Below are 12,564 nucleotides of genomic sequence, written 5' to 3'. Positions count from 1 at the left end.
ATTTGCCTAAAAATTGAGCAGCGCCCCTACACGTTAAGCGGCTTTCCCGCAAGCGGCTGCTGCGCTACCCGCGGGGTCATGACCGAGTCCGCCCCGCCCCATACCCCATCAACGATCGCTATCCTGTTGGCTGGCGGGCTCGGCACGCGCGCCGGATTTGAGACCCCGAAACAGCTGGCGATGCTCGGCGGCAAGCCGGTGCTGCGCTGGAGCCTCGACGCCTTTGCCGGCCATGGCGCGATTTCGGGCGGGGTGCTGGTGGCAAGAGATGACGTCGTGGCGGCGGTCGGGGCGCTGCCCGACGGCTGGATTTCCGCGCTTCCGGGCGAGGAGCGGCAGGTGTCGGTGGCGAATGCGCTGGCGGCGCTGGGCGATCGGCCCGATGACATTATCGTGCTGGTCCACGACGCGGCGCGGCCCGGGGTCGATGGCGCGGTGATCGACCGTTTGCTCGGCGCGCTGGCGGATGGGGCCGAAGCCGCGATTCCGACGCTGCCGGTGCCCGATACGCTGGTCGAGCAGACGGGCGGCACTGCGGGGGCGGTGGTCGATCGCAGCGCGCTGGCGCGGGTGCAGACGCCGCAGGCTTTTCGGCTCGGCACCTTGCGCCGCGCGCATGCCGCCGCCGACGGCGCCCCGGCGACCGACGATGCGCAGCTGGGGCGGCGGATCGGGGCCGAGGTGGTCGCGGTCGCGGGCGACGCGCGGCTGCACAAGCTGACCTATGCCGACGATCTGGCGATCCTGTCGGGATTGTTGGGGACGGACGTGAAGACGCGCACTGCGGTGGGCATGGGGTATGACGTCCACCGGCTGGTCGCGGGCAAGCCGCTGTGGATCGGCGGGCTGGAAATCGCGCATAGTCATGGACTTGAAGGCCATAGTGATGCCGACGTCGCACTGCATGCGCTGACCGACGCGATCCTCGGCGCGCTCGGCGACGGCGACATCGGCGACCATTTCCCGCCGACCGACGCGCAGTGGCGCGGCGCCGCCTCGCACCGCTTCCTGGCCTTCGCCGCCGGGCGGGTCGCGGCGCGCGGCGGCCGGATCGAGCATGTCGACCTGACGATCGTCGCCGAGGCGCCGAAGATCGGCCCGCACCGCGCCGCGATCCGCGCCCGCATCGCCGACATCCTTGCGCTTCGCGTCGCGCAGGTTAGTGTGAAGGCAACGACGACAGAGCGGCTGGGTTTCACCGGCCGCCGGGAAGGGATCGCTGCACAGGCCGTCGCGACCCTGCAACTTCCGGAGAATTGACCGTGCTGCCCGACACCGAAGCGCGCTTTGCCGAGCGCGGCGAGCTTGCCACGGCGGTGCTGGCCGCCAACCGCGCCGCGGGGCGGAAAATCGCCGTCGCCGAAAGCTGCACCGGCGGCATGGTGTCGGTCGCGCTGACCGACATCGCGGGCAGTTCGGACGTGTTCAGCGCCGGCTTCGTCACCTATTCGGGGCACGCCAAGCAGGCGCAGCTCGACGTCAGCAGCGAAATCCTCGAGACGTTCGGCGAGGTGTCGCTGGCGACGGCGTGGGCGATGGCGGCGGGGGCGCTGACCAACAGCGATGCCGACGTCGCGGTAGCGATCACCGGCATTGCCGGACCCGGCGGCGGATCGGCGAAGAAGCCGGTCGGGCTGGTGGTGTTCGCGCGCGCGCGGCGCGGGCAGGACCCCGACGATTATTTCACCCAGCGCATCCAGTTCGAATCGACCGACCGCGCCGCGATCCGCCATGCGGCGACTTTGTTCGCGCTGGAGTTGCTTCAGCCCGACAGGGACGAGCTGCGGCCGTCGGATGACGTCGCGCTGCCGGCGCCGTAAAGCGCCCCTGCCCGCGTCTCGAACGCGGCGATCATCTTGCGCAGCGCCTTGTCGAACATTTGCCCCGCGAGCGCTTCGAACATGCGGTTGCGGAAGGCGAAGTCGACCATGAAGTCGACGCGGCAACCGCCGCCGTCGATGGGCTGGAAATGCCATTCGTTGCCGAGATGTTTCATCGGCCCGTCGATATAGCTGACGGTGACGGCGTGCGGGCGCTGTTTGTGGACGCGACACGAGAAGCTTTCGCGCAGCCCCTTGAAGCCGACGATCATGTCGGCGACGGTTTCATGTTCGCTGTCGTCGCGGATGCGCAGCGCGACGACCCACGGCAGGAATTCGGGATAGCGCGCGATGTCGGTCACCAGCGCGAACATCTGTTCGTCGCTGTACGGCAGCTCGCGGGTTTCGTGGTGCCTTGGCAAAGGCCCGTCAGCCCGCCTTGACGCGCGCCAGCTGCGCCGCGCGCGCGGCGCGCATCCGTTCGAAATCGTCGCCGGCGTGATAGCTCGACCGGGTGAGCGGCGACGATGCGACCTGCAGGAACCCCTTGGCACGCGCGATCTGCGCATAGGCGTCGAACGCCTGTGGCGTCACGAAGTCGATGACCTTGGCGTGGCGCGGCGTCGGTTGCAGATATTGGCCCATCGTCATGAAATCGATGTCGGCGCTGCGCATGTCGTCCATCACCTGATGGACCTCCATCCGTTCCTCGCCGAGCCCCATCATAATCCCCGATTTGGTGAAGATCGACGGATCGCGGCGCTTGACGCTTTCGAGCAGGCGCAGCGAGGCGTAATAACGCGCCCCGGGGCGGATCGTCGGATAGAGCCGCGGCACGGTTTCGAGATTGTGGTTGTAGACGTCGGGGCGCGCATCGACGATCGCCGCGACCGCGCTTTCGGGCTTGTTGCGAAAATCGGGGGTCAGGATCTCGATCGTCGTCTGCGGCGTTTCGCGGCGCAGTGCGTTGATCACCTTGACGAACTGGCTGGCGCCGCCGTCGGGCAGATCGTCGCGGTCGACCGAGGTGATGACGATGTGGCTGAGCCCCATCTTCGCCGCAGCGATCGCCGTATGCTCGGGCTCGAGCAGATCGACGGGGCGCGGCATCCCGGTCTTGACGTTGCAAAAGGCGCAAGCGCGGGTGCAGGTGTCGCCGAGGATCATCACCGTCGCGTGCTTTTTGGTCCAGCATTCGCCGATGTTCGGGCACGCCGCTTCCTCGCACACCGTATTGAGGTTGAGCTCGCGCATCAGCTTGCGGGTTTCGGCATAGCCGGGGCTCGTCGGCGCCTTGACGCGGATCCAGTCGGGCTTGCGCTGGCGCTGGCTGGGCGGGACGGCGGGGGATGCAGGAGCGTTCATCGCGCCCACATAGTCGTGCGCGCGTCTCTTCTCAACCTCTCTACCTATGCTATGGCGCCGCCATGACTCACTTTACCGACATGATCGAAGGCTATCGTCGTTTCCGTAACGGCGGCTGGCAGATGCAGCGCGAGCGTTGGGACGAGCTGGCGGTCGGCCAGTCGCCCAAGGTGATGGTGATCGCCTGTTCGGACAGCCGCGTCGAACCGTCGCAGATTTTCGACACCAATCCGGGCGAAATCTTTGTCGTGCGCAACGTCGCCGCGCTCGTCCCGCCGTTCGAGACGACGCCGGGGCGGCACGGCGTCTCCGCGGCGCTGGAATTTGCGGTGCAGTTCCTGAAGGTCGAGGAAATCGTTGTGATGGGACACGGCCTGTGTGGCGGCTGCCACGCCGCGCTGCACGGCACGATGGCGGGCGCCGAGCCGGGGCGCGGCGGCTTTATCGCCGACTGGATCGCAATGCTCGACGGCGCGCGCGACACGGTGCGCGCCGCGCACGCCGACATCGACAACCGCGACGCCGGGCGCGCGATGGAAATGGCCGCGGTGCGCGTCAGCATCGACAATCTGCGCACCTTTCCGTGCATCCAGGAAAAGGAACGGCGCGGGACTCTGACGCTGCGCGGCGCCTTTTTCGCGATCGGCGATGGGGTGCTGCACCTGCTCGACGAGGCGAGCGGCCAGTTCGTGCCCGCTGACTGAGGAGAACCACCCCATGGCCGACGGAAATATCGCGCTGCTGATCGACGCCGACAATGCCCGGCCCGCCGGGCTGGACCCGGTGCTGACCGCGCTCGCCGAGCTGGGCACGGTCAACATCCGCCGCGCCTATGGGAACTGGCGCAAACCGGCGCTGAAAGGCTGGGTCGACCAGTTGCACCGTTTCGGCATCGAGCCGCAGCAGCAGTTCGACCTGACCAAGGGCAAGAATGCCACCGACATGAAGCTGACCATCGATGCGATGGACCTGCTGTATCGCGGGCGGCTGAGCGGGATCGGCATCATGTCGAGCGACAGCGACTTCATGCCGCTGGCGATGCGGGTGCGGCAGGACGGCATTCCGGTCTATGGCTTTGGCAGCGCCAAGACCCCCGAGGGGTTCCAGGGCGCGTGCACGCGCTTCATCGACGTCGACGCGCTGATCGATGCCGAACGCGCGCCGGCCGATACCGGCAAGAGCAAGGCGCCCAAAAAGACCATCGACCCCGACGTCGTCGAACTGCTCGGCAACGCATGGAAGGCCGCGAAGCGCGACGAACAGGGCTTCGCGCCGCTCGGCGAGGTCGGCCAGATCGCCGGCAACCGGTCGAGTTTCGACGTGCGCAGCTATGGTTATGCCCGCCTGTCGGACATGATTGCCGACATTCCCAATTTCGTCACCGAACGCGTCGATGGCGGGCCGCTGCGGGTCAAGCGGGTGCGTTGACGCCTGATAAGCAGGCCGCTTTCTCAACCCGTGGGGTTGCGTTGACTCGCCAGCGGGTCCACAGCCGCGCCGATGCCCCCCAAGCCCAAATTGCCGCGCTGGATGCGCCTGTGGCAATTGCGCCTGAACCGCCGCGCGCGCACCGAGGTCGTCGATATCCGTCGCCGCATCGCGATGGTCGGCGGCGCGGTGCTGCTCGGCCTGGTCGCGCTCGCCTTTGCCGCCGCGGGCGACCATGCCCAGCGGCTGATCTTTGCCATCGCCGGCGTGGCGTGGTGGTTGCCGCTGCTGATCACCCCCGCCGCGTTTGCCGCGATCGTGTGGACCGCGACGCGCTATTTTCCCGAATCGCGCGGCTCGGGCATCCCGCAGATCATCGCCGCGGGGCGCCACCCCGAAACGTCGGCGAAGGGCCCGCTGGTGTCGCTGCGCACCGCCTTTGCCAAACTGGGACTGACGCTGGCGACGCTGGCGGTCGGCGGATCGGTCGGGCGCGAAGGCCCGACGGTGCAGGTGAGCGCCGCGATCATGGTCGCGGTCCACCGGCTTTTGCGGGTCCGGGTCACCGCGGGCGTGTTCATCGCGGGCGGTGCGGCGGGGGTCGCGGCGGCGTTCAACACGCCGCTGGCCGGGATCGCCTTTGCGATCGAGGAATTGGCCGCCGCCTATGAACAGCGCGTCGCGGTGCTGACGATGGGCGCGGTGCTGATCGCCGGGCTGGTCAGCCTGTCGATCGCCGGGGACTATGTCTATTTCGGGGTGATGCGCGAGACGCTGCCGGTGATCGACGTGCTGATGATCGCGCCGGTCGCCGGCATCGGCGGCGGGCTGGCGGGCGGCGTGTTCGCGCGCATCGTGCTGGCGGCGAGCGATCGCACGGCGGGCTGGGCGCGGCGCGCGGCGGCGCGGCCGGTGGCGTTCGCCGCGCTGTGCGGAATGGTCGTCGCGCTGGTCGGGGTCGCCACTCACGGCGGCACCTGGGGCACCGGGTATGACGTCACCAAATTCCTGGTCGAGGGCCATCAGGGCAAGCTCTGGTTCTTTCCCGCCAAGTTCGCCGCCGCGCTCGCTTCGACGCTGAGCGGCGCGCCGGGCGGCATCTTTGCGCCGTCGCTGGCGGTCGGGGCGGGATTCGGAAACCTGCTGACCCCGATCTTTCCCGGCAGTTCGGCGGGGGCGGTGGTGATGATGGGCATGGTCGCCTATTTCGTCGGGGTGGTGCGCGCGCCGCTGACCGCGGTGATCATCCTGATCGAGGCGACCGCGGCGCGCGGCGTCATCCTGCCGCTGTTCGCGACCGCGCTGATCGCCGACTGGACGAGCGCGCAAGTGTGCCCGACGCGGCTGTATCACGGACTGTCGCGGCGGATGATGCCTGCCAAAACTGCGGCGGCGCGGCAGGGTGACGCATAGCTGCGGGCAATAGAGTAAGGGGCCGCAACGATGGCGCGGCGCTGCGAGTTGGCCCGAAAAGGAGACATCAATGGCCCTTCGCCAGACCCTGCTGGCCGCGCCGGCCCTCGCCTCGCGCCGCCGCGCCTTCCCCGGCGAGGACGATAATTATTCGCGGGCGCGCAAGGCGCTGCTCGGCGAAGAGATCGATCTGCGCCGCAAGATGACGCGGGTCGCCGAGCAGCGCCGCGCGCTGCCGCCGGGACCGGTGATGAAAGATTACCGCTTCCGCGACGGGAATGGCGCCGAACTGGGGCTGGCCGACCTGTTCGGCGAGCATCACACGCTGGTCGCCTATTTCTGGATGTACGGCCCCGAGCGCGAGCGCCCCTGCCCGATGTGCACCAACTGGCTGGGCGCGGTGAACGGCAATGCGACCGACATCAAACAGCGCGTCGCGCTCAAGGTCATCGGGCGCAGCCCGGTCGAGCGGCAAAAGGCGTTCGCGCAGGAGCGCGGCTGGGGCGCGCTCGATTTCGTCCAGTTGGCCGACGACGATTATGCGACAGACTTTCACCTGCTGAACAAGGATGGCTCCGAAAATCCGGCGCTCGCGGTGTGCAGGCGCGATGGCGACATGGTGCGGCTGTTCTGGACCAGCAACATGACCGCCGACATGGCCGACCCCGGTCAGGACCCGCGCGACGCCCCCGACATTGCGGCGCTGTGGAGCATCCTCGACCTGACCCCCGGCGGCCGCGGCACCGACTGGTATCCGGCGCTGGAATATTGAAGCGTCGGCGGCAGTTCGGGGCGGTTCCGCCCCTGCCCCTCGCCCCGCCTCAGCGCACTGGACAGCCCCGCCGCTGTTCCCTAATCGTTCGCGCGTGACCGATCGCCCTGCCCCGCTGCCCGACCTGCCCCCGCCCGACCCGTCGGACCCGCCCTATCTGCGCGGGCTGAACGGACCGCAGCGGCAGGCGGTGCTGACCACCGAAGGCCCGGTGCTGATGCTCGCCGGCGCCGGCACCGGCAAGACCGCGGCGCTGACCGCGCGGCTGGGCCATATCATCGCGACGCGGCGGGCGTGGCCGTCCGAAATCCTGGCGGTGACCTTTACCAACAAGGCGGCGCGCGAGATGCGCGAGCGGATCGGGCGGATGATGGGCGACGCGGTCGAGGGGATGCCGTGGCTCGGCACCTTTCACAGCATCGCCGCGAAAATGCTGCGCCGTCACGCCGAGCTGGTGGGATTGCAGAGCAATTTCACCATCCTCGACACCGACGACCAGCTGCGGGTGCTGAAGCAGCTGATCCAGGCCGACGGGCTCGACGAAAAGCGCTGGCCGGCACGGCAGCTGGCCGGGCTGATCGACAGGTGGAAGAACCGCGGGCTGGTGCCCGGCGACCTCGATGCGGCCGACAAGGAAGCCTATGCCGACGGCAAGGGGCAGCATTTCTATGCGCTGTACCAGGCGCGGCTGAAGACGCTGAACGCCTGCGATTTCGGCGACCTGCTGCTTCACATGCTGGTGATCCTGAAGACCCACCGCGACGTGCTGGCGCAATATCAGGACCGCTTCAAATATATCCTGGTCGATGAATATCAGGATACCAACGCCAGCCAGTATCTGTGGCTGCGGTTGCTGGCGCAGACGCGCAAGAACATCTGCTGCGTCGGCGACGACGACCAGTCGATCTATTCGTGGCGCGGCGCCGAAGTGGCGAACATCCTGCGCTTCGAAAAGGATTTTCCGGGCGCAACGGTGATCCGGCTCGAGCAGAATTACCGCTCGACCCCGCAAATCCTGGCTGCCGCGTCCGCGCTGATCACGCAGAATTCGGGGCGGCTGGGCAAGACGTTGTGGACCGACCTCGACCCCGGCGACAAATTGCGCGTCGTCGGGGTGTGGGACGGGCCCGAGGAGGCGCGGAGGATCGGCGAGGAGCTGGAAAGCCTGCAACGCCAGCGCATTTCGCTCGACCGCGCCGCGATCCTGGTGCGCGCGCAGTTCCAGACGCGTGAGTTCGAAGACCGCTTCATCGCGATCGGCATGCCGTATCGCATCGTCGGCGGTTTCCGCTTTTACGAGCGCGCCGAAATCCGCGACGCCCTCGCCTATCTGCGGCTGGTGCAATCGTCGGCCGACGATCTGGCGTTCGAACGCATCGTCAATGTGCCAAAGCGCGGGCTGGGCGACAAGGCGCTGGCGCGCATCCATCAGTTCGCGCGGCATGAGCGCGCGCCGCTGTTCCACGCCGCGGCGCGGATTACCGAGACCGACGAACTTACCCCGCAGGCGCGGCGCCAGCTCGTCCATTTCGTCGCGCTGATGCGCAGCTGGCAGGGCAAGGCGAACGCGCTGCCGCATCCCGAGCTGACCCAGCTGATCCTCGACGAATCGGGTTACACCGCGATGCTGCAGGCCGACCGCAGCGTCGAGGCGGCGGGGCGGCTCGAGAACCTCTCCGAACTCGTCCGCGCGATGGAGGAGTATGAGACGCTCGAGGAGTTCCTCGAACATGTCAGCCTGGTCATGGACCGCGACAATGACGACCAGACCGAGACCGTCACGATCATGACCATCCACGCCGCAAAGGGGCTGGAATTCGACCATGTCTTTCTGGCCGGGTGGGAGGACGGGGTGTTTCCGTCGCAGCGTTCGATGGACGAGGGCGGCACCGCCAGCCTGGAGGAAGAGCGCCGCCTCGCCTATGTCGCGATCACCCGCGCCCGCCAGCGGGCGAGCATCTATCACGCCGCCAACCGCCGCATTTACGGGCAGTGGATGAGCAGCATCCCCAGCCGCTTCATCGGCGAAATCCCGCCCGAGCATGTCGACAGCGAAAACAGCTTCGGCGGCGGCGCGTCGCTGTGGCGTGCCAACTGGTCGGCGCAGGGCGACCCGTTCGCGCATGTCGCAGAACGCCAGCCGGCGCGCACGATGACGCGCGGCCCGGCGTGGCAGCGCGCGCTCGCCGGTTCGTCGACCGTCACCCGCGCGCCGGCGCCGAGCGAGAAAGGCCCGGCAGCCTCGGTCGGCGCCAAGCCGCGCGCCGACCTGGCCATCGGGATGCGCGTGTTCCATGAAAAATTCGGCTATGGCGAGATCGCGGGCATCGACGGCAACAAGCTGGAGGTCGACTTCGAACAGGCCGGCAGCAAGCGGGTGTTGGACAGCTTCGTCACCCTCGCGTAATTTTAATTGTCAACTAGTTCGGTTATGATATGCCGTCTCTCGCGGCCAACGAGTCGCGTTTTGGGAGACTCTGCATGAAAACCAAGCTCTTAGCGGGCGCGATGGCGCTCGCCCTTATCGGCTGCTCGCAACAAAAGGCCGATGATGCGATCACCGAAGCCAGCGCCGAAGCCGCCGCGTCCGACGCCGCGACCCCCGACATCGGCCTGTCCGCCGCGCCCGGCGTGGCGTTCGATTACAGCTATGCCTTCCGCCTCGCCGACGACCGCATCGCGAAAGTGCAGGAGGAGCATGCCGCCGCATGCGAAGCGCTGGGGACCCAGCGGTGCCGCATCATCGACGTCCGTTACCAGCTGAGCGACGAAAAGCTGGTCGAGGCGCAGACGCAGTTCAAGCTCGAACCCGGTATCGCGCGCAAATTCGGCGCCGGCGCGATCGCCAGCGTCGAACGCGCCGAAGGCGTGCTCGCCGACGCGAGCGTCGCGGGCGAGGATATCGGCAGCGACATTGTGGCGTCGCAGCAGCGCAGCGCCGGCTCGGAGGCCGAAATCGGGCGGCTCGAAGGCCGGCTCAAGGCGGGCGGGCTCGACAAGCGCGAACGCGCCGAGCTGCTGGCGCAGATCGCGGCGCTGCGCGGGCAGATCGGCGACGAACGCCAGGGCCGGCGCAGCGGCGAGGCACGCATCGCGTGGACCAGCGTCGCGTTCAACTATGTCAGCGACGGCGGGTTGCCCGGCATCGGTCACGAAAACCCGTTCGCCAGTGCCGGCGAGACGCTGATGCGCAGCGGCAGCACCGCGCTGAGCTTCACATTGACGCTGGGTGCCGCGATCCTGCCGTGGGCGATCCTGTTCGCGCTGGCGCTGGCCTTCTGGCGCAGCCGCTTCATGCGCGCGGTTCGCCAGCAGATGCCGACGGAGGCGACGGCGAAGGAGGGCCCGGTGCCGCCCGCGGGCTGACGCCGCAATTGGGCGTCGCTTGCAAAGGTACGATGCTGCGGTATGGCTGGCGGCCATGACGGGGGAGGCATCATGGCTGGACCAGGCACGCGACGCCCATCGCCGCGGCGATGTCGCGGCGGAAGCGACGGCGCTCGACGCCGCGATCCGCGCCGACCGCGGCAATATCGCCGCGATCCTGGCGATGGCCGAGCTGCGGCGGCGGCAGGCCGACGAGCGCGCCGCGGGCAGCTTCTATCGCCTCGCGCTCGCGGCGGCGGCGAATGCGCGCAGCGTCCCCCCTGCCCTCCACCCCGGGCTCCAGCGCGCCGAGAGCTTTCTGGCCGAGACCGAGCGTGCCTTTGCCGACCATCTGCTCGGCCAGCTGCGCAGCGCGGGGGTCGAGGCAGAGGGCGCCCCGCCGCGTGTTGCCGAAGCGCTGCGGCTGCTCGCCGGCGAACAGCCGCTCTACCTGCAGCAACCGAACATGTTCTATTTCCCCGGCCTCGCGCAGCGGCCGTTTTTCGAGCGCCGAGAATTCGACTGGGTGCCGGCGGTCGAGGCGGCAAGCGAGGCGATTCGCGCCGAACTCGTGGCGCTGATCGAGGGTGCGGACGATCGCTTCGGTCCTTATGTCACGGCGAGCGCCGACCGCCCGCCGCCGAACAATCCGCTGCTCGACAAGCCCGACTGGGGCGCGGCGTGGCTGTGGAAGGATGGCGTCGTTGCCGACGGCATGGCGGCGCTCTGCCCGCAGGCAGTCGCCGCGCTGGCGCTGGCGCCGCAGCCGGTCATTCCGAACCGCGCCCCGCTGGCGCTGTTTTCGCGGCTGCAGCCCGGCACCCATATCGCGCCGCATCACGGCATGCTCAACACGCGGCTGATCTGTCACCTGCCGCTGATCGTTCCCGATGGCTGCGGCCTGCGCGTCGGCGCCGAAACGCGGGCGTGGCAGGAAGGCGAGCTGACGATCTTCGACGACAGTTTCGAGCATGAAGCGTGGAACCGCGGCGCCAGCGACCGCACCGTGATGCTGTTCGAGATATGGCGCCCCGACATCGACGCCGACGAGCGCGCGCAGCTGACGCGGATCTTTGCGGCGATCGACAGCTATAGCGAATCGTAAAGGAAATGGCGGGAAAAGGGTCGCTGGTGGAGCCGAGGGGAATCGAACCCCTGACCTCTGCAGTGCGATTGCAGCGCTCTCCCATCTGAGCTACGGCCCCGCGACGGGCGGGTCTTAACGGCGCAGATAAAGAGAGGCAACGGCTTTTCTGACCGGGAGCGGGGTCGCAGGGCAAAACGGGCAATCGGGGAGATTTCGAAATGGCGAAGGCGTGGCATCTGATCAGTCGGCCGCAGGGGCTGCCGACGATCGACAATTTCGCGCTCCGCGACCTGCCCGACCTGCCGCTCGAAAAAGACCAGCTTCGGGTTCGTAATCTTTGGCTGTCGGTCGACCCCTATATGCGCGGGCGGATGAACGACGGCAAAAGCTATGCCGCCAATTTCCAGCTCGACCAACCGATGACCGGCGGCGCGATCGGCGAAGTGATCGAAAGCCGGATCGACGGTTTTGCGCCGGGCGACCTGATCCTGCACATGGGCGGCTGGCGCGACGGCGGGGTGATCGGCCTCGACATGATGCCGAACAAATTGCCCGCCGATTTGCTGGCGGCCGGCCTGACCCCGCGGACCTTCCTCCACAATATGGGGCTGACCGGCGGCACCGCGTGGATCGGCCTGCTCCGCGTCGCAGCGGCGAAGCCGGGCGATACCGTCTTCGTCTCCGCCGCGGCGGGCGCGGTCGGATCGGCGGTGGTCCAGATCGCCAAGGCGCGCGAAATGACCGTCGTCGGATCGGCAGGCGGCGGCGAAAAATGCGCCTGGGTCAAGGAATTGGGCGCCGATGCGGTTGTCGATTACAAGGCCGGTGCGGTGCTGCCGCAGCTCGTCTCGGCGCTTGAGGCGTTGGGCAAGCCGGGCATCGACGTCTATTTCGACAATGTCGGCGGCGAGCATCTCGACGCCGCCTTTGCCACCGCGAACGATTTTGCGCGCTTTGCGATCTGCGGGATGATCGACGTGTATAACGACGGCAAGCCGCAGGAGATGAAATATCTGATCCGCACCATCCCGGCGCGCATCCGCATGGAAGGCTTTATCTACACCGACCAGTTCATCGACTGCATGGAGGAATTCTATGCCGACATGGGCGGGCTGATCGCCAGCGGCGCGGTGACGATCCGCGAAACGGTGCGCGACGGGATCGAGGCGGCGCCCGACGCGTTCCTGGGGCTGTTTTCGGGGGCGAATACCGGGAAGATGCTGGTTCGGTTGTAGGTTTCGCGGGCAACGGGCGAGAGGCTGCCCCGGCTTACCCCGATCGCATCGAGCGAAGTCGAGATGCCCCGCGGCGTG

The 12,564-nt window shown here is 67.9% G+C and carries 12 protein-coding genes and 1 tRNA gene; 10 read left to right on the top strand and 3 right to left on the bottom strand.

Features of this window, described 5'->3' with window-relative positions:
* The first annotated feature begins 78 nt into the window (after nt 1–78).
* Complete coding sequence (gene ispF, locus HEQ22_RS07180; protein ID WP_432770504.1) at nt 79–1,260, top strand: 2-C-methyl-D-erythritol 2,4-cyclodiphosphate synthase; 1,182 nt, start codon at nt 79–81, stop codon at nt 1,258–1,260.
* 5 nt (nt 1,261–1,265) lie between these two features.
* Nucleotides 1,266–1,820 carry a CinA family protein gene (locus HEQ22_RS07175; protein ID WP_432770832.1) on the top strand — a complete coding sequence of 185 codons (555 nt, stop codon included), beginning with the start codon at nt 1,266–1,268 and terminating at the stop codon, nt 1,818–1,820.
* Here HEQ22_RS07175 and HEQ22_RS07170 read toward each other — a convergent pair.
* Nucleotides 1,763–2,242 carry a type II toxin-antitoxin system RatA family toxin gene (locus HEQ22_RS07170; protein ID WP_432770503.1) on the bottom strand — a complete coding sequence of 160 codons (480 nt, stop codon included), beginning with the start codon at nt 2,240–2,242 and terminating at the stop codon, nt 1,763–1,765. The genes HEQ22_RS07175 and HEQ22_RS07170 overlap by 58 nt on opposite strands.
* Nucleotides 2,243–2,249: 7 nt before the next feature.
* Nucleotides 2,250–3,185 (bottom strand): lipoyl synthase, encoded by a 936-nt coding sequence (lipA, locus tag HEQ22_RS07165; RefSeq protein ID WP_432770502.1) that lies wholly within the window; start codon nt 3,183–3,185, stop codon nt 2,250–2,252.
* 62 nt (nt 3,186–3,247) lie between these two features.
* Between lipA and HEQ22_RS07160 the strand changes: the two genes are divergently transcribed.
* The 7 genes from HEQ22_RS07160 (at nt 3,248) to HEQ22_RS07130 (ending at nt 11,269) form a co-directional block, all read left to right on the top strand.
* Nucleotides 3,248–3,889 carry a carbonic anhydrase gene (locus HEQ22_RS07160; protein WP_432770501.1) on the top strand — a complete coding sequence of 214 codons (642 nt, stop codon included), beginning with the start codon at nt 3,248–3,250 and terminating at the stop codon, nt 3,887–3,889.
* A 13-nt stretch (nt 3,890–3,902) separates the two neighbouring features.
* A complete protein-coding gene (locus HEQ22_RS07155) occupies nt 3,903–4,613 on the top strand; it encodes an NYN domain-containing protein (protein WP_432770500.1) in 711 nt (236 codons plus the stop codon).
* A 72-nt stretch (nt 4,614–4,685) separates the two neighbouring features.
* Nucleotides 4,686–6,026: a chloride channel protein gene (locus HEQ22_RS07150; RefSeq protein WP_432770499.1), complete on the top strand. Its 1,341-nt coding sequence runs from the start codon at nt 4,686–4,688 to the stop codon at nt 6,024–6,026.
* 70 nt (nt 6,027–6,096) lie between these two features.
* Nucleotides 6,097–6,798 (top strand): DUF899 family protein, encoded by a 702-nt coding sequence (locus tag HEQ22_RS07145; protein WP_432770498.1) that lies wholly within the window; start codon nt 6,097–6,099, stop codon nt 6,796–6,798.
* Between the two features lie 94 nt (nt 6,799–6,892).
* The gene (locus HEQ22_RS07140; RefSeq protein WP_432770497.1) at nt 6,893–9,205 is read left to right on the top strand and encodes an ATP-dependent helicase; all 2,313 of its coding nucleotides are present in this window, start codon (nt 6,893–6,895) and stop codon (nt 9,203–9,205) included.
* Nucleotides 9,206–9,279: 74 nt separating this feature from the next.
* Nucleotides 9,280–10,164: a hypothetical protein gene (locus HEQ22_RS07135; protein ID WP_432770496.1), complete on the top strand. Its 885-nt coding sequence runs from the start codon at nt 9,280–9,282 to the stop codon at nt 10,162–10,164.
* Between the two features lie 55 nt (nt 10,165–10,219).
* On the top strand, nt 10,220–11,269 hold the full coding sequence (locus HEQ22_RS07130) for an aspartyl/asparaginyl beta-hydroxylase domain-containing protein (RefSeq protein WP_432770495.1): 1,050 nt from the start codon (nt 10,220–10,222) through the stop codon (nt 11,267–11,269).
* 24 nt (nt 11,270–11,293) lie between these two features.
* Here the strand turns inward: HEQ22_RS07130 and HEQ22_RS07125 are convergent.
* A tRNA-Ala gene (locus HEQ22_RS07125) sits at nt 11,294–11,369 on the bottom strand.
* A gap of 100 nt (nt 11,370–11,469) precedes the next feature.
* Here HEQ22_RS07125 and HEQ22_RS07120 point away from each other — a divergent pair.
* Nucleotides 11,470–12,486, top strand: a complete 1,017-nt coding sequence (locus HEQ22_RS07120; protein WP_432770494.1) for an NADP-dependent oxidoreductase — start codon at nt 11,470–11,472, stop codon at nt 12,484–12,486.
* The last annotated feature ends 78 nt before the right edge of the window (nt 12,487–12,564 follow it).

Origin of the sequence: Sphingopyxis sp. (assembly GCF_050916055.1) — a bacterium.
In the GTDB taxonomy this organism is placed as follows: Bacteria; Pseudomonadota; Alphaproteobacteria; order Sphingomonadales; family Sphingomonadaceae; genus Sphingopyxis.
The sequence above is the reverse complement of the archived record's forward strand: the minus strand, read 5'-3'. Positions and strand labels throughout refer to the sequence as shown.

Excerpts from the sequence above, each read along its gene's own strand:
- HEQ22_RS07145 (WP_432770498.1), top strand. The coding sequence starts at position 6,097 with ATGGCCCTTCGCCAGACCCTGCTGGCCGCGCCGGCCCTCGCCTCGCGC.
- lipA (WP_432770502.1), bottom strand. The coding sequence starts at position 3,185 with ATGAACGCTCCTGCATCCCCCGCCGTCCCGCCCAGCCAGCGCCAGCGC.
- HEQ22_RS07150 (WP_432770499.1), top strand. The coding sequence starts at position 4,686 with ATGCCCCCCAAGCCCAAATTGCCGCGCTGGATGCGCCTGTGGCAATTG.
- HEQ22_RS07160 (WP_432770501.1), top strand. The coding sequence starts at position 3,248 with ATGACTCACTTTACCGACATGATCGAAGGCTATCGTCGTTTCCGTAAC.
- ispF (WP_432770504.1), top strand. The coding sequence starts at position 79 with ATGACCGAGTCCGCCCCGCCCCATACCCCATCAACGATCGCTATCCTG.
- HEQ22_RS07120 (WP_432770494.1), top strand. The coding sequence starts at position 11,470 with ATGGCGAAGGCGTGGCATCTGATCAGTCGGCCGCAGGGGCTGCCGACG.
- HEQ22_RS07130 (WP_432770495.1), top strand. The coding sequence starts at position 10,220 with ATGACGGGGGAGGCATCATGGCTGGACCAGGCACGCGACGCCCATCGC.
- HEQ22_RS07155 (WP_432770500.1), top strand. The coding sequence starts at position 3,903 with ATGGCCGACGGAAATATCGCGCTGCTGATCGACGCCGACAATGCCCGG.
- HEQ22_RS07135 (WP_432770496.1), top strand. The coding sequence starts at position 9,280 with ATGAAAACCAAGCTCTTAGCGGGCGCGATGGCGCTCGCCCTTATCGGC.